Annotated in this window: 20 protein-coding genes; 8 read left to right on the top strand and 12 right to left on the bottom strand. The window is 69.7% G+C overall.

The genetic code is table 11. The features are described from left to right. The first annotated feature begins 545 nt into the window (after positions 1 to 545). Both HEP81_RS40895 and HEP81_RS40890 read left to right on the top strand, forming a co-directional pair. Positions 546 to 1,148: a hypothetical protein gene (locus tag HEP81_RS40895; protein WP_243279871.1), complete on the top strand. Its 603-nt coding sequence runs from the start codon at positions 546 to 548 to the stop codon at positions 1,146 to 1,148. Positions 1,149 to 1,185: 37 nt separating this feature from the next. Next, entirely contained in the window at positions 1,186 to 3,858 is a 2,673-nt protein-coding gene (locus HEP81_RS40890) for a DEAD/DEAH box helicase (protein WP_078967584.1), read from the top strand. A 62-nt stretch (positions 3,859 to 3,920) separates the two neighbouring features. Here HEP81_RS40890 and HEP81_RS40885 read toward each other — a convergent pair whose 3' ends face one another. The 4 genes from HEP81_RS40885 to HEP81_RS40870 form a co-directional block, all read right to left on the bottom strand. Beyond that, positions 3,921 to 5,768 carry a hypothetical protein gene (locus tag HEP81_RS40885; protein ID WP_037660531.1) on the bottom strand — a complete coding sequence of 616 codons (1,848 nt, stop codon included), beginning with the start codon at positions 5,766 to 5,768 and terminating at the stop codon, positions 3,921 to 3,923. Next, on the bottom strand, positions 5,765 to 6,247 hold the full coding sequence (locus HEP81_RS40880) for an ABC-three component system middle component 2 (protein ID WP_037660529.1): 483 nt from the start codon (positions 6,245 to 6,247) through the stop codon (positions 5,765 to 5,767). Before HEP81_RS40880 ends, HEP81_RS40885 begins: the two co-directional genes overlap by 4 nt. Further along, the gene (locus tag HEP81_RS40875; RefSeq protein WP_037660527.1) at positions 6,244 to 7,380 is read right to left on the bottom strand and encodes an ABC-three component system protein; all 1,137 of its coding nucleotides are present in this window, start codon (positions 7,378 to 7,380) and stop codon (positions 6,244 to 6,246) included. The genes HEP81_RS40880 and HEP81_RS40875 overlap by 4 nt, the downstream gene beginning before the upstream one ends. Before the next feature lie 501 nt (positions 7,381 to 7,881). Continuing rightward, positions 7,882 to 8,118, bottom strand: a complete 237-nt coding sequence (locus tag HEP81_RS40870) for a hypothetical protein (RefSeq protein WP_037660524.1) — start codon at positions 8,116 to 8,118, stop codon at positions 7,882 to 7,884. Between the two features lie 299 nt (positions 8,119 to 8,417). Between HEP81_RS40870 and HEP81_RS40865 the strand changes: the two genes are divergently transcribed. Together HEP81_RS40865 and HEP81_RS40860 are read left to right on the top strand one after the other, a co-directional pair. Beyond that, positions 8,418 to 8,843 carry a hypothetical protein gene (locus tag HEP81_RS40865; protein WP_037660521.1) on the top strand — a complete coding sequence of 142 codons (426 nt, stop codon included), beginning with the start codon at positions 8,418 to 8,420 and terminating at the stop codon, positions 8,841 to 8,843. Positions 8,844 to 8,956: 113 nt separating this feature from the next. Next, on the top strand, positions 8,957 to 9,298 hold the full coding sequence (locus HEP81_RS40860; protein ID WP_037660519.1) for a hypothetical protein: 342 nt from the start codon (positions 8,957 to 8,959) through the stop codon (positions 9,296 to 9,298). On the opposite strand, the gene HEP81_RS40855 is transcribed toward HEP81_RS40860, so the two are convergent. After that, positions 9,295 to 9,591, bottom strand: coding sequence for a hypothetical protein (locus HEP81_RS40855; protein ID WP_037660516.1), 297 nt, complete (start codon positions 9,589 to 9,591; stop codon positions 9,295 to 9,297). The genes HEP81_RS40860 and HEP81_RS40855 overlap by 4 nt on opposite strands. Positions 9,592 to 9,740: 149 nt before the next feature. Between HEP81_RS40855 and HEP81_RS40850 the strand changes: the two genes are divergently transcribed. Then, entirely contained in the window at positions 9,741 to 9,986 is a 246-nt protein-coding gene (locus HEP81_RS40850; RefSeq protein WP_037660514.1) for a hypothetical protein, read from the top strand. Positions 9,987 to 10,666: 680 nt separating this feature from the next. Here the strand turns inward: HEP81_RS40850 and HEP81_RS40845 are convergent. Both HEP81_RS40845 and HEP81_RS40840 read right to left on the bottom strand, forming a co-directional pair. Beyond that, the gene (locus HEP81_RS40845) at positions 10,667 to 10,825 is read right to left on the bottom strand and encodes a hypothetical protein (protein ID WP_157854534.1); all 159 of its coding nucleotides are present in this window, start codon (positions 10,823 to 10,825) and stop codon (positions 10,667 to 10,669) included. Continuing rightward, a complete protein-coding gene (locus HEP81_RS40840) occupies positions 10,815 to 11,132 on the bottom strand; it encodes a hypothetical protein (RefSeq protein WP_037660512.1) in 318 nt (105 codons plus the stop codon). The genes HEP81_RS40845 and HEP81_RS40840 overlap by 11 nt, the downstream gene beginning before the upstream one ends. 165 nt (positions 11,133 to 11,297) lie before the next feature. Here HEP81_RS40840 and HEP81_RS40835 point away from each other — a divergent pair, with 165 nt between their 5' ends. Next, positions 11,298 to 11,567 carry a hypothetical protein gene (locus tag HEP81_RS40835; RefSeq protein ID WP_157854532.1) on the top strand — a complete coding sequence of 90 codons (270 nt, stop codon included), beginning with the start codon at positions 11,298 to 11,300 and terminating at the stop codon, positions 11,565 to 11,567. A 10-nt stretch (positions 11,568 to 11,577) separates the two neighbouring features. On the opposite strand, the gene HEP81_RS40830 is transcribed toward HEP81_RS40835, so the two are convergent. The 3 genes from HEP81_RS40830 to HEP81_RS40820 all read right to left on the bottom strand — a co-directional run bounded on the left by HEP81_RS40830 (position 11,578) and on the right by HEP81_RS40820 (position 13,003). Further along, on the bottom strand, positions 11,578 to 12,207 hold the full coding sequence (locus HEP81_RS40830; RefSeq protein WP_037660508.1) for a 2'-5' RNA ligase family protein: 630 nt from the start codon (positions 12,205 to 12,207) through the stop codon (positions 11,578 to 11,580). Positions 12,208 to 12,309: 102 nt separating this feature from the next. Continuing rightward, positions 12,310 to 12,597: a hypothetical protein gene (locus tag HEP81_RS40825; protein ID WP_037660503.1), complete on the bottom strand. Its 288-nt coding sequence runs from the start codon at positions 12,595 to 12,597 to the stop codon at positions 12,310 to 12,312. A gap of 103 nt (positions 12,598 to 12,700) precedes the next feature. Further along, positions 12,701 to 13,003 carry a hypothetical protein gene (locus HEP81_RS40820; protein WP_037660583.1) on the bottom strand — a complete coding sequence of 101 codons (303 nt, stop codon included), beginning with the start codon at positions 13,001 to 13,003 and terminating at the stop codon, positions 12,701 to 12,703. 432 nt (positions 13,004 to 13,435) lie between these two features. Between HEP81_RS40820 and HEP81_RS40815 the strand changes: the two genes are divergently transcribed. Beyond that, entirely contained in the window at positions 13,436 to 14,131 is a 696-nt protein-coding gene (locus HEP81_RS40815; RefSeq protein WP_190276134.1) for a hypothetical protein, read from the top strand. A gap of 22 nt (positions 14,132 to 14,153) precedes the next feature. Here HEP81_RS40815 and HEP81_RS40810 read toward each other — a convergent pair whose 3' ends face one another. Together HEP81_RS40810 and HEP81_RS40805 are read right to left on the bottom strand one after the other, a co-directional pair. Next, the gene (locus HEP81_RS40810) at positions 14,154 to 14,387 is read right to left on the bottom strand and encodes a hypothetical protein (RefSeq protein WP_190276133.1); all 234 of its coding nucleotides are present in this window, start codon (positions 14,385 to 14,387) and stop codon (positions 14,154 to 14,156) included. 70 nt (positions 14,388 to 14,457) lie between these two features. Further along, on the bottom strand, positions 14,458 to 15,660 hold the full coding sequence (locus tag HEP81_RS40805; protein WP_243279873.1) for a replication-relaxation family protein: 1,203 nt from the start codon (positions 15,658 to 15,660) through the stop codon (positions 14,458 to 14,460). 504 nt (positions 15,661 to 16,164) lie between these two features. Between HEP81_RS40805 and HEP81_RS40800 the strand changes: the two genes are divergently transcribed. Further along, positions 16,165 to 16,599: a hypothetical protein gene (locus tag HEP81_RS40800; RefSeq protein WP_037660499.1), complete on the top strand. Its 435-nt coding sequence runs from the start codon at positions 16,165 to 16,167 to the stop codon at positions 16,597 to 16,599. The last annotated feature ends 424 nt before the right edge of the window (positions 16,600 to 17,023 follow it).

Genomic DNA, 17,023 nt, shown 5'->3' with positions numbered 1-17,023 from the left:
CCGCGGAGCGGGTCCCTCCGGGCTGCGCCCGGAGCAAGCGGGGCGGTCGCTGCGCTCCCGCTGGCCCGCGCGATGCGCGGGCGGTCCCCTCCGCTGCGCTCCTGGGACCGGTGGGGCCGACCGCTGCGCGCCCGGCTGGCCGCGCATCGCGCGGCCGTGGCTGGCGGGATGTCAGGTGCGGCTAGTGGGGCCTCCAGTACGGTAGTTGGGGGAGCGCGGGGCGCTCCCGGCGGGTCCGCTGCGCTCCCCCGCCTGACGGTCCTTCCGGCTGCGCCTCCAGAACCGTTGGGGCCCGCTGACGCGGGCCGGGCTAGCTATGAGGGGAGGGGGTCGCTCGTTCGTGTGGGTTCCAGTGTAGCGCGTGCATCAGGTTGATGCAGCATGTACCGTTGGCGGAAATACTGGACACCCCCCAACCACCCGGGCACTCCCCTGAATTCCGAGAGGAACGACCGCAGATGACCGGTCACCGCGAATCTACCGGACCCGATCCCGCGCTGAGCAGCGATTCTGTGCGCCGGGTAACGCAGTACCAGACTGCGGGCGTGAACGCCCGGTTGAAGGTGTTCGCGCTCCTGGAGGCGCAGGGCGTGCCTGCGGACGAGGCGGACGACCTGGTGGCCGCGCTGGAGTCCGGGGCGGTCGCCGGGGCGCAGTGCCAGGTGGTGGAGCTGGGCGGCATGGCGCCGGCCTCTCGGGGCGAGGTCTTCGCGTACGGCTGGGATGACGGCGTGACGGCCGTGAGCGAGGTCCTGGTGGGCATCGCGGACCGGGAGTGGTTGCGGCGTGGCGGCCGGTCATCCGGGGCCGCTGAACTGGCCGTACACATGGCGGACGTGAGGCAGCGTGAGCGGGCCGGCCTGGTTCGGCTGGAGAGGTTCGTCCGGGAGAGCGTGCTGCCGGGCACCCATCCGCACACCACGGCGCGGCGGCGGGTGCTGGAGGCGCTGGGTGAGGCCGGCGGTCTGTGCACAGCGCGGACGCGGAACGCGGACGGGGACGTCGTGGTCTGCACGCTCGATGCCGGTCACTACGACCTGGACGACAAGCCGCCCTTCAAGGACGGAAAGCCGGGCGGCTGGCACAAGGCGGATGCGTCGATCTGGAACGACTTGGGCGCGGCCTGCATTCCGCACGCGGCGCTCTGAAAAACCACAGGAACTGACCGCTCGGGGAGGCAAGGAAATGTCAGCGATTCAGCTCAAGGAACACCAGGTAGATCAGCGCTCAGCGTTTCGCAGGTGGGTGGGATTCCCTGCAAGGTCATCTGTGCCCCAGCAGGGTGCCCGTGCCACGATCGTGTCAGCGACCGGCTCGGGCAAGACGATCACGGCCGCTGCGTGCGCGCTGGAGTCGTTCGCGGACGGCCGGATCCTCGTGACCGTACCCACCCTGGACCTGCTCGCGCAGACCGCTCAGGCGTGGCGGCTGGTGGGCCACCGGACCCCGATGGTGGCGGTGTGCTCGCTGGAGAACGACCCGGTACTGAAGGAACTGGGCGTGCGGAGCACCACCAACCCGATCCAGCTCGCCCTGTGGGCGGGGTCCGGGCCGGTGGTCGTGTTCGCCACGTACGCCTCCCTGGTGGACCGCGAGGACATCGACGCTCCCGAGGGCCAGCGGAAGGTTCGCGGGCCGCTGGAGGCCGCTCTGGCGGGCGGAGACCGGCTCTACGGACAGCGCATGGCAGGCTTCCACCTCGCGATCGTCGATGAGGCTCACGGAACCGCTGGTGATCTTGGTCGTCCGTGGGCGGCGATCCACGACAACGCCCGCATCCCGGCGGACTTCCGGCTCTACCTGACCGCGACGCCGCGCATCCTCGCCGCGGCCCGCCCGCCCAAGGGCGCGGAGGGCCAGGAGGCGGAGATCGCATCCATGGCCGACGACCCGGAGGGCACCTACGGCGCGTGGCTCGCGGAGCTCGGACTCTCGGAGGCGATCGAGCGCGAAATCCTCGCCGGGTTCGAGATCGACGTCCTCGAGATCCGCGACCCCTCCCCCATCCTCGGGGAGTCCGAGGAAGCCCGGCGCGGCCGGCGCCTGGCACTCCTGCAGACTGCGCTCCTGGAACACGCCGCCGCGTACAACCTCCGCACGGTCATGACGTTCCACCAGAAGGTCGAGGAAGCCGCCGCGTTCGCGGAGAAGCTGCCGGAGACCGCAGCCGAGCTGTACGTCAACGACGCCACCGACGACGACCTAGCCGCCGCGGACAAGCTGTCGAAGTCCTCCATCGACGCGGAGTTCTACGAACTCGAGGCCGGCCGCCACGTCCCGCCGGACCGGGTGTGGTCGGCGTGGCTGTGCGGGGACCACCTCGTGACCGAGCGGCGCGAGGTCATCAGGCAGTTCGCCAACGGCATCGACGCGGCCGGGCGCCGGGTGCACCGCGCGTTCCTCGCCAGCGTTCGCGTGCTCGGGGAAGGCGTGGACATCACCGGCGAGCGGGGAGTCGAGGCCGTCTGCTTCGCCGACACCCGCGGCTCCCAGGTGGAGATCGTGCAGAACATCGGCCGGGCGCTGCGGCTCAACAAGGACGGCAGCACGAAGGTGGCCAGGATCATCGTGCCGGTGTTCCTGGAGCCCGGCGAGGACCCGACCGACATGGTCGCCAGCGCCTCGTTCCGCCCTCTTGTAGCGGTCCTTCAGGGGCTGCGCTCGCATGATGAGCGCCTGGTCGAGCAGCTCGCCTCCCGCGCCCTCACCCACGGCAAGCGCAAGGTCCACCTCCAGCGCGATAAGGACGGGCGGATCGTCGGGGCCGGCGGAGAGGGCGACGGCGAGGACCAGGAGCAGGACGACACCGACGCCGCTGCCGAGTCCGCCCTGCTGCACTTCTCCTCTCCCCGCGACGCGGCGACGATCGCCGCGTTCCTGCGCACCCGGGTCTACCGGCCGGAATCGCTGGTCTGGCTGGAGGGCTACCAGGCCCTGCTGCGGTGGCGGAAGGAGAACGAGATCACCGGCGTCTACGCCGTGCCCTACGACGTCGAGGTCGAGGTCGGGGCGACGAAGGCGTTTCCGCTTGGGCGGTGGGTGCACCAGCAGCGGAAAGCGCTGCGGGCCGGGGAGCTGGAGGACCGGCGCAAGGTCCTCCTGGACGCGCCGGAGGCCGGGATGGTCTGGGAGCCCGGTGAGGAAGCGTGGGAGGCCAAGCTCGCCGCGCTGCGGTCGTACCGGCGGGCAACCGGGCACCTCGCGCCGCGTCAGGACGCGGTGTGGGGCGAGGGCGAGGCGATGGTGCCCATCGGGCAGCACATGGCCAACCTCCGACGGAAAGGCGCGAAGAACGGCCTGGGCAAGGACCCAGAGCGGGCCGCCGTGCGCGCGGCGCAGCTCACCGAGATCGACCCGGACTGGGACTGCCCATGGCCACTGGACTGGCAGCGCCACTACCGCGTCCTGGCGGACCTGGTCGACGCCGACGGCCAGCTGCCCGACATCGCACCCGGCGTGCTGATGGACGGCGACGACATCGGCAAATGGCTCCAGCAGCAGAAGCAGCCGGGCACCTGGACGCGGCTCCTACCCGAGCAGCAGGAGAGGCTGACCCAGCTGGGCGTCACGCCCGCTGAAACGCCGTCTCCCGCCCCGGCCGCCAAGGGCGCTACGAAGGGCCAGGGCAAGGCGCAACAGGCGTTCCAGCGGGGCCTAGCGGCCCTCGCACAGTGGGTAGAACGGGAGGGCCAGCGGCCGGTGCCGAGGGGCCACAGCGAAGAGATCACGGTCGACGACGAGGCGGACCCGGTGGCTGTGAAACTGGGCGTGTGGGTCTCGAACACCAAGTCGAGGCGCGACAAGCTCGCCCCGGACCAGCTGGCCGCGCTGCGGGAGCTCGGTGTGGAGTGGGCGTAGCGCTCGTTGGGGGTGTGGCCGACCGCCGCAAACAGCGGTCGGCCACACCCCCATTCTAGTGTTCAGTCCGTAAGTGTCTGATCTTGTGGGGGGAAGAAGCCGAAACGCTCTGAACCGTCGACGCTGAAGGCGTAGATCCTGGCACGTTCGGTGATGGCGGCGGGAGGAGTGCCGTTTTCGATGATGATGACCTGGCTTGGGGGGTCGTCAAGCAGGTCTCGGTAGAAGTGTTCGACCACGTCGTAGGTCATCAGCTCTGGATCGGCTTCCCGGTTCTCGGCCTGTCGGAAAGTGACGACGGGTGAGTCGAGCATCACGAATCCGGGGTGGATCAGGCCGCGAGCCTTGTTGCGGCGTGCCAGCGATACGGCGAAAGCCGCGTGGATGATGGACCGCATCCCCTGGCCTCGGCTCCCCCGGGGGCGACCATCGACTGCGATCTCTGCACTGGACGGGTCGTAGATGACGCGGTTCTCTCCGGGGACATGCCAAGCTTCAAGCGTCTGGTGAATCGCCTGCTCGAAGTCTGAGATGTCGGCAGCGGGAATGCTGTCTGGCCTGGCTGGCGGTGGGACGGGCAGGACATTCGGCAGTGATGCCTTCATCTCTTCGAGCTGCTCGATCTGGGCGTGGATGGCTAGCTCCTGCTCCAGGCGTGAGCGCGCTGCGAAAACTTCGCTGGTGTCGGTCGTGAGTGGTGCGAGCTGCTCCTCAAGAGCGCGCAGTTCACTGTCGATGGCTGTGAGCTGGTCATCGTGGCGGGCGCTCTCCGCGTTCAGATCTGCCGTTTGAGCGTCAAGGTCTTCGATCGTGCTGAGAAGGTCACGGTGCAGCTCGGTGGTCTTCCGGGTCTCGGCGGCAACAGCTGCCACCAGTTGTGTTGTCTCAGCAAGGTGATGCCCAGGGTGCTGATGCTCTGGCTCTGCCCCGCAGAAGACGCAGGTGCCGGTTTGGAAGTAGCCCAATAGATTCCCTGCTTCGCCGACCATGCGCAGGCGTTCGAGGTCTGACTCGTACTGCTCGCGCAGCAGTGAGAACCGGGATAGGAGTTGACGCACTTCGCTGGCGCGCTGCTGATTGGCGCGATCGCCTGCTTCGATGACGCGGCGACGCTGCATGAGCGCGGATCGGGAAGCCATGAGCTGACCGGATCGAGAAGTGGCGTTGTCCAATGAGCCTTGTAGGCGGGCCAACTGCTCACGTAGCTCGGACTGGTTCGCAGCGATGGTGAGCTTTGCACGGCTGTCGTCGATGAGGCGGTCTAGGATCTCGGCCTGGCCTTTGCCGACCTTCTTCTCCACAGTGCCTGGCGCGGTCGGGCCGACTGGTTCGTCCTGCCCTGTAAGGAGGAGCTTGAGGACTGACTTCTCGCCGGTCTCGTTCTGCGGCATCCCTGTGGCGAGGACCGGAGACCGCTCGCCGCCCATACGCGAGTCATTGATGACTGACAGCCGAGCCAGGTCCCGGAAGTTGAGCAGCCGTACTTCGCCGCGGGAGTTCTTGAGGATCTTCAGCCCGTCGATCCCCAGCACCTTGAGGAGGTATCGGGAGATGTTCCGCTGGGAGGTCGAGCTGTGCTTGAAACTGACCGTGGCGTCGGCCGGCGCCGTGGTGAGCTGGCGCAGGTCACTGTTGAACACGTCGATGGTGCTGTCCGCGAGCCCACGGGAGAGGGTCAGGACCCTGCCGTCGTCTGCTCGGAGCCCGAGCAGGATGCGGCTGTAGCCCTTGTCCTCCGGGATGGGCTTGAGCTCGCTGGCACCGAGCATGTAGTCCACGGCCTTCTCGACGTAGGACTTGCCGCGCTCGGAAGCGCCGTAGATGACTGTCAGGCCCGGGCTGAACTCAACGGTCGAGGGAGGCTTGCCCACTCCGAGGAATGTCAGGTGTACCAGCGTCAGCCTGTTCACAGCACATCCCCTTCGGCTGGGTGAGGAGCGTCAGCAGTGAGGCGGTCGAACCAGCGCTGGGTGATCTGCTTCATGCCGTCGCGGACGTCCGTTTCTTCGTGCATGTAAGTGCTGACCAGCCAGGAGGCCCGCTCCGTGAGCAGTCCGACGTAGGGAGCTTCCAGGACGTTAAGGAAGCTGGCAGCCTCCTCTGTGGCCCCGTAGAGGAAGCCGTCGTCGGTGGCGTTCATGTCGGCCAGCCCGGCACGCATCAGCACAACGAGTCCCTGTTCAATGAGGCGCCGTCGCATGCCGAGTTCGCCAGGACCGACGGGAAGGTCGGGGTGGAGACTGGACGGGCCGGCGGTGAGGTCGCCGCTGTGGAGCATCGCATGGTCGAGGTAGACGAGCTGGGCGACGTCCAGGCGGCGGGGGAAAGTCTCGGACAGCAGAACCAGGGCGCGGATGCCAACTTCCAGGGGGCTGTTGAGAGGATTCACGCGGACTCCCCTTTGCACCAGGTCAGCTTGTGGTTGTTCGCCAGATGGTGGCAGAGACCTTTGAGGTCGATGACTTCCACGACGGCGGCGAGGATGTTGTGCGGATTGGGCTGGTGGGCTGCAGCAGCGTCTATTACGGCGTCAAGGCGATCGTGTCCGCAGTTGTAGTCGCGGTCCTCGATGTCGACCACAGCGTTGTACAGGTTCGTCTCGATCTTCTTGTAGGTGGCCTCGGGGACGCTATCGCGGGCGAAGAGCCGCAGCGCGTCTGCGTGGAAGAATGCCTCCCGCTGGCGGGACAGGTGCCGGTTGACCCGCTCGTGCTCGCGAGCCTGGGCAAGAGTCTCCAGGCTCAGGCCGTACTTTTCGTTGTAGACGTCCAGGAGCTTCTGCACGTATACGGCCTCGTCAGCCCTCTGCTCTGCGGGCGCCGGATCAGCCTCTGGACGCGGCTTGAGCTGCTCTGGGAAGCGCCGTACGTGATGCGGGGTCGTGGCGTGCAGCTCAAGGATGTTCTCGATGTCCGCGGCCTCGAACATCGAGAATTCTGTCTGTCGAGCGAGGTCCCCAACCGCCTGGCGTACGGCCGGGTCAAGGTCCGCCCCAAGCTTGGAGTCCGCCTTGTCCCAGGCTTCGAGGAAATCCTTCTTCAGTTTCGGGGGGTGGAGGAGGAGCCGATCCAGGGTCTGGCCGATCTTCGGTGCCACGAAGACGTACCGAGTGGGCAGCTCGTACTCGCCCAGCACCTTCGCCGTGAAGATCTTGACCATCTCGGGCCACGCATCGCTCTGCGTCAGCGCCTTGCTGTAGTGCTTGCACTGGTAGCAGTGCCACTCGCCAGCGGTGCCCTGAGGAGTCAGGCAGGCCGCGACGTCCGCACCTCGGTCGCCTGCACCGCCCATTCTTTTCACTCGAAGGTAAGGGCACCCGTTCCACAGACCGAGCGCACGAACCCATTCGACAGTGAAGTCCTCCCAGTCATCGGCCTTGTAGACGTGGGCCAGGAGCTGCTGCGGGGTGAAAGTAGGAGCGCCCTGCGGAACGGTGACCACCACCGGAGGTGAGTCCGGCTCCGGAATGTTCTCGAAGACCGGCCTCGCCCCATCACTGCCTGGCTCAAGCTCCCCAGCCACACTTCACCGCCCCCCCGGCACTGAGCCGTCACGCATGATCACGCAACGTAGTCTTATCATTCCCGCTCGCCCATCGTGAAGGGCTGGGAGCACAACGTGCACGGTCGCGCGCGGCCCCGACGTCGCGCGCGAGGAACACCAGACAGCACCAGGGCGCCGGCGACTTCCGTCCCGCTCCGCCGCCGGGCTGACGGCGGCGAGGCGCGGCGGCCCCGGCCGACGCGCAACCGGCTGAGCGCGCCCCGATCCCCGGCCGCGGCCGCGCCGCCCATTCCGCCCGTCCCTTCCTCCTTCACTCCAGCCAAGGGACATGGGCAGAGCAGCCGCAACGGGGATGCCAGCACCCCGACCACGGCAAAACGGCGTGGTGACCTGCGCGGACACGGGAGGGGTCCTGCGGGCCGCGCAACACCTAGCGCAACCCTTGGCGCAACCTCCAGCGCAACAGATAGGCGCAACCCCCAGCGCAACCTCGTGCTCCTGGTCGACCGGGACGGCCGGTCACGCGGCCCGGGCGGCTCCGTGGGCGCGGGCGAGGTGGCGCAGCTCGGACCGTGCCGCCGGCACCGAGGGGACGGTCTGCCAGTAGGGGTGCCACCACAGCCGTACGGACAGGAGCAGCAGGCGGCGGCGCAGGGCGGTGGTGTCGCGGGGGCGGGATGCGGCGAGCGCGTCGTAGGTGGCGTTCCAGGCGGCTTGCGTCTGCACCAGGTCGTCGGGGAAGTCGGTCGCGTCCATACCCGCATTAGATCGCTTGTTCGAATTACGTGTCACTTCGGACGCTCCCGATCCTGGCGGTGGTCGGGGCACGGCCCGGCGTGGTCGGGTCTGTGGTCGCCCCGACCGTGGTGGTACGCGGACACGGACGGCCTGTGGGACCAGGGGCGGCATGGCTGAGTCACCCGCTTCGAGGTGGCGCGTTCTGCGCGGGTCCTGGGTGCCTTGCCCCGAAGCGCGCCTCCTTGTGGTCTGTGTCGGCTATACCGGAACGGAGCCGATCACCCTGTCCGCCGCCAGTAGAGGGAGACCACAGCCTCATGACCGACGCCGTGAACGCCACGCCCGCCACCCGCGCCTCCCGCGTGATCTCGATCGTCGCCGTCGTCATCGGCGTCGCCTACACCGGCTTATGGGCCTTCATCTCCATCCCTCAGCTCATGGACTACATCGGCGACCGGGACATCACCGCACCGCTGTTCCTGGCCATCGCGGTCCTTGCCGGTCCCGCCCTGTTCTGGTCCTTCATCGGTCTCGGCATCGGCATCAGCGCGCTGGGCTGGGCGGCCGGGCTCGCCAGCACCGGCATCCTCGTCAGCCTCACCTACGGATCCCTCCTCGCCTCCTCCGACGGACACGGCTTCGCCTACTGGCTGTTCCTCACCCTGATCGTCGCCTGCAACGTCGCCGCCTTCTGCGTGGCTCCCTACGCCCTGGGCCGCGGCACGATCGGCCGCCGCCGTTGACCTGTCGCGCACCCGTCGGCCCACAGCGGCCGAAGTGGCCGGAAGCCCGGACCGCCCTCGCCCGGCGCTGACAAACTCGGCACCGTTGTGATCACCGCGTACCGACGGAGGACATGTTGAGCCAGCCGGAGCAGCCCTGGCAGCCGGGCCCGAACGATCTGCCCTTCACCACCCACCTGATCAACCCGCATGGTGACCGGCACCTCGGATTCAACGACGTCGAGGGCCGCTTTTACCGGCTGTGGCAGCACCGCCAGCCCGAGCCGCTCCACACCGGCGACGCGATCCTGCTGCGTCCCAGCGACATCGACCAGATCATCAAGTTCTCCATGATCTGGGTGAAGAACCACCCCACCCACCCGCGCAGCAGTGACCTGTCGGACGAACTCGCCGCCGGGGCCAAGGCCGTCGTGCTGCACTTCGCCCAAGCCGCGCAGGCCCCCGTACAGCGCTAAGCCGGTCCCTCGCTCGCCGCGCCCCACCGGCCCACGAACTCCTCCAGGGCGCGGCGCTGCTGTTCCTCGCGGGCGACCTGCCGGGCGAGGACGTCGCCGTCGATGTACGGGTCGACAGCGGCGAGGACCAAGCGCTGGAGTTCGGCCGGCTCCAGCGCCTCCACCTCCCACTGCACCGGGCGGCGGGGGTCAAAGCCGTAGCGGTCGGCGAAGGCCGGCCACCTCGGATCGCCCCGCTTGCCCTCGGTCGCGGGCAGCTCGTAGGCGCGCACCTGCTCGTAGGTCAGCAGCACCCGCTCGGTGTGGCTCCAACAGCCCGTGTACCCCTCGCCGCCGTCCGGCGCCTGGACCTCCCTCGATCCGGGTTATCCACAGGCCGGAACGCGATCGTCGGTTCCTCCGTACGCTGCTCCCCGAGTCGATCACACGGGGGGGGTGCAGGATGCGGTACGGCGTGGTGGTGGAGGAGCTCGCGGTGGAGGTCATGGCGCAGCTGCCCAACGACCGGGCGCGGCGGGAGGTGATGGCGCTCGTGGAGGTCGCGCGGATGGATCCGCGGGCCTGGCCCGATGTCCGCGACCCGGGCTCCGTGGAGGAGATCCGGGAGGCGTTCGGCCGGCGGTGCTGGATCCAGTTCATGCCGCACGCCGGGGCGATCGAGGTCCGCGACATCGGATGGGCGGGCTGATCACTTGCCCTTCCGGTCAGCCTTCGTGGGATGCCGGGCGGTCCGGGCCTCATCGACGCTCTGCTGCAGGGCCGTCATGAGGTCGACAACGGGTTCGGGCCGGGGTGGGCGGCTCGGCCGACGCGCGACCGTGCTGAGCGCGCCCCGGTCCCCGGCCGTGGCCGCGGCGCCCATCCCGCCCGTCCCTTCCTCCTTCACACCAGCCAGGGGACATGGGTCAAGCGGCCGCAACGGGGATGTCAGCGCTCCGACCATGGCGAAATCGCGTGGTGAGCTGCGCGAACGCGGAGGTGGTCCATTGGGTCGCGCAACAGTAGGCGCAACCCTTGGTGCAACCTCCTTCGCAACAGCCAGGCGCAACCCTTGTCGCAACCCCGCGCTCCTGGCCGACCGAGGCGCTGGGTCGAGCGGCCCGGACGGCTCCCCGGCCTCGGGCCAGGGGGCGGAGCTCGGAGCAGACCGTCGGCACCAAGGAGGCGGTCCCCAGCGGGGCGTTACCGCAGCCGAATGGACAAGACCAGCATGCGGCGCAGGGCGGTAGCGTCGGCGTGGGCGGATGCGGCGGCGTGTCGTAGTTGGCGCCCCAGGCGAGCCGTGGTCGGAGGCGCGTCGGGCTTGGTCGGCCTCATGGGCGGGCTTGTGGTCGGCCCCACCACCCGCTGGCTACCCAACGCTCTGCGCTACTGATCAGACCTCAGGACGGCCGCCCGTCCTTCCACGCTCACCGCGGGGTCGGCGGCGGCGCGCAGATACGCGGCCAGGACATCATGCGCGGCCCATCGTGCGATCGCGAAGCGCTCGAAGTCCAGGATCAGGCGGGTCCAGGCCTCACGGCCCATTCCCGGTGGAGGCGGGCAATCGGACATCCCAGGTCGTGTCGCTGAGCACGCTGTGCAGGTAGGCGAGCGAGGCACCCGCCACGGCCGCCGCCTCCTCGACCGTGACGGACCTGTCCTCCTTGACCACCATGGCGGACCGCGCCCGCGCGTACAGCGCGCTGCCGATCAGCACCACGACATCAGTCCTCAGCGGGTCACGGCCCACCGCCGGTACCTCCCGGGCCCGCCAGAGCGTCAGCACGTCGGCGGCCGACAACGCGTAGTCCCAGGCCGTCTCCGGCTCGCGTAGCGCGGTCGTATCGTCCATACGAGCACCTTAGCCATGTCCCGGGAACCACCAACTCCCGTTTGCGAACACGGTGCTGCCCGTCTGCATCAGGTGTAGGAGGGGCAGCGTCCTGCCTGGTCGGATCGACGGCGATCGTGGGTAGGGTCTAGGCACCAAACCACCAGCGGAAGAGGGGAATTGCTGATGGACCAGGACCGGCGTGCCGACGCCGCACTTCAGGCCTACAACTGGGCGCGGGTCGCCGGCGGCCTGGAGCGTGCGTGGACGGAGCAGGATCGGGCCAGGGCGCTGAGCAATTCTTCCCCTAGTGAGCTCAGCGAGTGGCAGCGGTGGCTTCTGGACCACCTCAGGGACCAGCATTTGAGTGTGGGGCAGGCGGTCGCCCTGGCGGAGATGTGGGCCAAGGTCGCCGCAGTACAGTCCGCCGGAACGCCCGGCGCGAACGGCGGGTGAGGCGGCCCGCTTAGGGCCGGGAGCCGAGCGGTACGTGGGCGAGGACGTCCCACATGATCTCGCGGCGGTCGTGCCACTCGGCCACCAGTGTGAGAGCGGTGACCGGCACGGCGACCGGGCTGCCGGGCAGGTCGGACAGCAGCACCTTGAGTGCGCGGCGGTCCGCCAGATGCCCTTGGGCCCCGGCGTAGGAGTGGGAGAGATGGGGATAGGAGGCCGACGGGATGCGCGGCCACCGGTCGCCGACCACCGTACGGTGCGCCTGCCAGGTCATCTCCCATAGCTGCCGGTGGGGCCGGCCGGGATAGCCCTTGCTCTCGATCGCCATGTTGCCGATGTCCGGGCGGGACAGCGTCACCTCGAACGGGTCGGTGTCGGCGGCCCGGCGGGTCACCTCGCGGGTGATCCGCGCGACTTCGCCGGCGGTCGCGCTGTCCTGAGCTCCGGCGTGCAGCACGGTGATGTGCATCCACTGCGGCCTCACCGGGTGCAGACCGGGATGCTCGGACAGCAGACGGTAGGGCTCATACAGGTGCTTACGAGCGAAGTCCTCGCCGGGAACGATCAGCCAGTGCAGGTCTTTGCGGCCTGGCGGCCACGCGTGAGTGCGGCCCTCGACCGTGGCAAAGAAATCGTCCATGACCCGCCCCTCGTCGGCAATCCGCGCACACGCGCCGAAGGCGGATCTTTCCCAGCGTGGTCCCGACCAACCATGGACCGGCGAGATCAGCTCGCGCGGCCCTCAGCTCCAGACACTCTCTGCATCGGGATCAAGGGTGGGCCAGTCAGTCAGCGTTTTGGTGATTTTCTCGCGGGGCACTGTGGCGCCTGGGCTCTGGATGAGGAGTCGCACGTACTCGACGTCCTCGATCACCGCAGTGACCAACTCCCCACTGACGACGTCGTAGCCAAGGAGCAGGCCATATCCGCCGGCCACCTCGGGCAGATGGGCGCCCCAGCATAACTCCCGGTAGGCGTCGGTCGTCATGCTGGTGGTGATGGCGGCGCGACGCCATTCGATGTGCTGCATACCCTGGTCTACCCCGCTGGGCCGTCCGACGATGCGGGGGTTGACCGATGCCGCGTTGCTACGACCGCATCGGTGGCTGTCGGTGGCTGTCGGCTCGCGTCGTTCAGGGCGTCTCGCCGGAGTAGTAGAAGCGGAACACCACACCCGGGCCGCCCGAGGGGCGCGGGTCGTCGGGGAGCGGGTCGTACAGCGCCCGGCCGCCGGGCCACCGCCCCAGCTCGGTCATCAGGGCAACGCCGTCGTCGATCTCTTCCGGCCGCCAGCCCGTGATGTCGAGCAGCAGTCCGTCCAACGGCCCGCCTACCAGCGCGGCGTACGTCTGGTGCGGCAGCGGGCCGGGGTGAGGGTCATCGTGATCGCAGCCGTACACCCGGCCGCGCAGCAGCTGCTCGTCATCCGCGTTCATCCAGCCAGCCTCCCAGCCACCGCCGACAGCGGAAGGCCGGCGGCGCCCGAACAGGCCGCGGCCCTTCTTCGCGTCCGCTTCGGCCGCCTCCCGCACTGCGGCCTCTGCCTCGCGGCGCGCAGCGCGCTCAGCCTCTGCGCGGTCGACGTCCTCCTTCCAGCACGGCCCAGTAACGCCGGGATCCCCTCCGAAGCGAACCGGTTGCGCGTAGTTGTGTGACGACCGTCCCGTGCCCTGCGCGCCCGGTCAGTACCGCGGATCAGCGGACCACCGTCGTGCCATCCGGACGGGTGATTTCCCTTCGCGTACGCGGGCGCAGCCCTAACGGAGCGCGTCCAACTTGCCTGTTTTCGAAGGGCCTTGCCGCTTTTCATGTGTTCTGTCATGTTCTATCCGCCGCTTCCGGCGAACGAGCGAGCGAGAGGTGATCTCATGCGACGAACCGAGTACGACGCGGGACAGGCCGCCAAGCGCCTGAAGGTGCCCGCAGCCGCCTTGCGGTGGGCCCGACACATCGGCCTCATCCCCGCCCCGGACGCATCGTCCCACCAGTGGTCCCGGGCCGCCGTGGAGGCGCTGGACGCCGACGCCATCCGGGCCGCGATGCCCACCCCGCCGATCTCCGGCGGCGCGGCAGCCGACCGGATCGCCGACGCGCTCAGCACCCCGAACCCGACCACATCCGGCGAGCGGGCGAACGTGACGGCGTTCGTGGTGCGCCGGTTCGTCGACCGCGGCCTCCTGGTCGACCTCAGCGCGAACCCGGACGGAACGCTGCACCACCCCGACCAGGTCGCAGAGGTCTGCCGCCGCGAAGACTTGGCAGACCTGGTCGCCGCCGACACACCGCTCGGACCCGAGCAGGCCGCCGCCCGCCTCCGGGTCCGCCGCGCCGACTTCGACCACATGGTCCGGCTCGGATGGGTCCGCTCCCCGCAGTCGATCGAGGTCCGCTTCGGCACCAGCCGGGCCGGGGCCGTCGACGTCGCGCTCTACACCACGGCATGCGTCGACGCGATCGTCCCCGCCCACCCCGAGGTCGACTGGGAGCAGCTGCGTGCGGTGGGGAAAGGCCGGCGCTCCCCGCTCGCGGCGCTGCGCCCGGAACCCGCGCCCACACCCGCCTGAGCTTGCGGGCGCCGGTCCAGCGCTACGCCGGTACTCCCCCGCCCGCCGCGTCCCAGCCGTTCAGGAAGGCAGCCAGGGCGCGGCGTTGCTCTTCCTCGCGGGCGATCTGCCGGGCGAGGACGTCGCGGTCGATGTACGGGTCAACGGCGTCGAGGACCAGGCGCTGGAGTTCGGCCGGCTCCGGCGCCTCCACCTCCCACTGCACCGGGCGGCGAGGAACGAAGCCGTTCCGATGCGTCGGTGGCGTGGCGGTCACAGAGCGTGTGACACCAGGGGGCACCGCGGGCCCGGAGGTCACCGCTCCCCCGGACCCGTCGTGTACCGGGTCAGTTCCGCCGGCGGAACCAGCCGCGGACCCGGTCCGGGTCGGGGACGTCCTGCGGCTCCGGCGGCTCTGCAGCCTCAAGGCGGGCGGCGTCGGCGGCGGCTTCCTGGCGGGCGACGTCGTCGGCGCGGCACGGGCCGCACACGGACTTGTGCCCGGCCCGTACGGCGGTCCGGTGCACGGTGATCTCCTCCCAGCGCTCGTCGGAGAACTTCCGCCCGCACCGCGAGCACACCGGCCGCCGCGCCTCCCGCTCAGCGGCGCGGCGCCGCTCGTCCTCCGCTTCGGCGCGGGCCTCCTGGGCGCGGTAGAGGGCGTGGCCGTCGGGGTTGTCGAGCGCGGCCGTCAGCGTCTGCTCACCGTCCCGCCCGAGCCGCCGCCACACCGCCGCGTCCGCGCCGTGCTCCTGGAGCTTCTCCAGGGTGGTGATGACGACGGGCACCGCCTGGCGGTAGTCGAGCGCGGTGACCGCCTTCTCGTAGAGGGAGTCGTAGCGGCGCGGCGCCCAGTAGCGGCGGCCGGCCCCCTCCAGCACCTTCACGGCGTTGGCGACCTTCGCGGCCGTGGTGTCCGCGAACACGAACGCCACCGGGACCAGGCCCTCGCGGCCGGTCGGCGGGTAGAACCGGCGCCACAGCCGCTTGTCGTGATCGACGTGCTCGATCGCGTCCGGCCGCGAGCGGACCAGGTCGACCTTGCTCTTGTCCGCGTCCTTCGGCAGCAGTCGGCCCCACTCCCAGTACCGGCGCAGCTTGGCCACCAGCTCGTGCGCGTCCTCGGTACGACGGTCGACCTCCACCAGGAGCACCGGCACCCCGGCCTCCGGCGCCCGCACCACCAGGTCCGCCCGCTGCACGAAGCCGCTGCCGAGCCTGTGCCCGATCTCCGTCTGGAAGCCCAGCCGGTGGCCGATCCCGGCACGGTGGAGTTCGGCGGCCGTCGAGGTGACCGCCGCGGCGTGGTCGTCGTAGCCGGTGCCCAGCAGCTCCCCAGTGTCCGGGTCGTACTCCTGCTTGCGCAGCACCGAGACCCGTATGCCCTTCGGTTCCAGCAGCTGCTTCGCCTCGCCGTGTCCGCGCTTCGTCAGCACCCACACCTGCCGCTGGCCCTCCCCCGTCGACTCGATCCTCACCAGCTGGTGGTCCTCCAGATCCAGGAGGTTGTCCCGCGTGAGCCGGTCGTGCCGGTTACCTGGCCGGGTCAGCTTCCACAGCTGGTCGGGCGTAGCCCTCTGGAAGATCCCGAGTGCTTGCAGGAGCTCTCGCCGTCGAGGCTCGGTCGAAGTCCTCCGGTGCTTTGGCTTCCTAGACACATCTACATGAGGGTTGTCGGCGCTGCGCCGACCCCCTGTCCGCCGGGCCTGACCTGAAACAACGCCCGGCCGCTGAGTGCGGGGCGCGGAGGGGGTGATGGAGGGGTCCACGGAGGGGGCTACGCCGGGCTGGTGCTCGGGGGCGTCTGCGGACACAGGGTGCTCCTGAAGGTGGGGCGAGGCCTATCTCGCCATTCACCTTGTACAGGTTCGGTTTTCGCCCTTCGCGTGACGCCGACCTCGGGAAACCCCTCCGCCGTGACCGCATCGTGATCAACCCCGGCGGGGAGAGTTCTCCCCCGCCAGTGGCCGGACTCTGTCCACAGGGCCGCAGTTCGAAGGTGTCTTCGAGGCCGCCGCGATCAGCAGGGGCGGCCCGAACGTTGAGGAGCTGTCATGCCTGAGAACACCGTCACCGTGCCGCTCGCCCCGATGGTGCCGGAGGACGTCGCCGGCGCCTTCGCCTACATCCGGGCGTGGCAGGCCGGGGACATCGACACCGCTGGCGCGGTCGCCGACGAGATGGGCCCGGAGCTGCACCGGCTGCTCCTGGACGTCGCCGCGCGCGTCTTCATCCCGGTGACCGCCGTGGACGATTGCGACGGGGAGCCGTGCGCGCACTCCTTCCTGGCGGCCGCGCTCGGGCGGCTGTTGCTGGAGCTCCTGTGCCACTGCGTGTGCCTAGCCAATGCGGCGGGTGCGGCCGACACCATCGTCCGGTTCACCGAGAACATCCTCACCGAGGACAACGGCGACGCCGCCGTGGTCCTGCGCCAGCTGGAGGCTGCGGGGATGAAGCAGGCGATGGAGGCGCACCGCACCACCGCGTAGCCGCACCTCCAGGACGGCGGTGGTGCGGTGCGGCGCGCGTCACCGGCGCGCCACCGTGGTGCGTTCCACCGCACCACCGCACCACCGCACCGCGCCACCTCGGTGTGGTCCCCCGGCATCACCGCACCAGGCGCGCCACGGCCGGGGCGGGCCCCTGTATCACACACCCCCTTGACCGCGACCTGATCGCAAGCAGAAACGGGCGATGTCAAGGGAAAACGTCGCGGTAGCAGAGCCGGACAAGGGGTGTGTAGCGGAGCCGGACAAGGGGGGGTGCGCGCCCGGCCGCACCTGATGGAGGGGGCGGCCGGCGGTGGGCGCACCGATGCGGTGCGGAGCATCGGATGCGGCGCACCGGCGCGCGAGAGTGCCGGGCATCGCCGGACGGTGCGGCGCACCGGGTGCGGTGGCGCAGCGCACCGAT

Origin of the sequence: Streptomyces griseofuscus (assembly GCF_014673495.1) — a bacterium.
In the GTDB taxonomy this organism is placed as follows: Bacteria; Actinomycetota; Actinomycetes; order Streptomycetales; family Streptomycetaceae; genus Streptomyces; species Streptomyces murinus.
The sequence above is the reverse complement of the archived record's forward strand: the minus strand, read 5'-3'. Positions and strand labels throughout refer to the sequence as shown.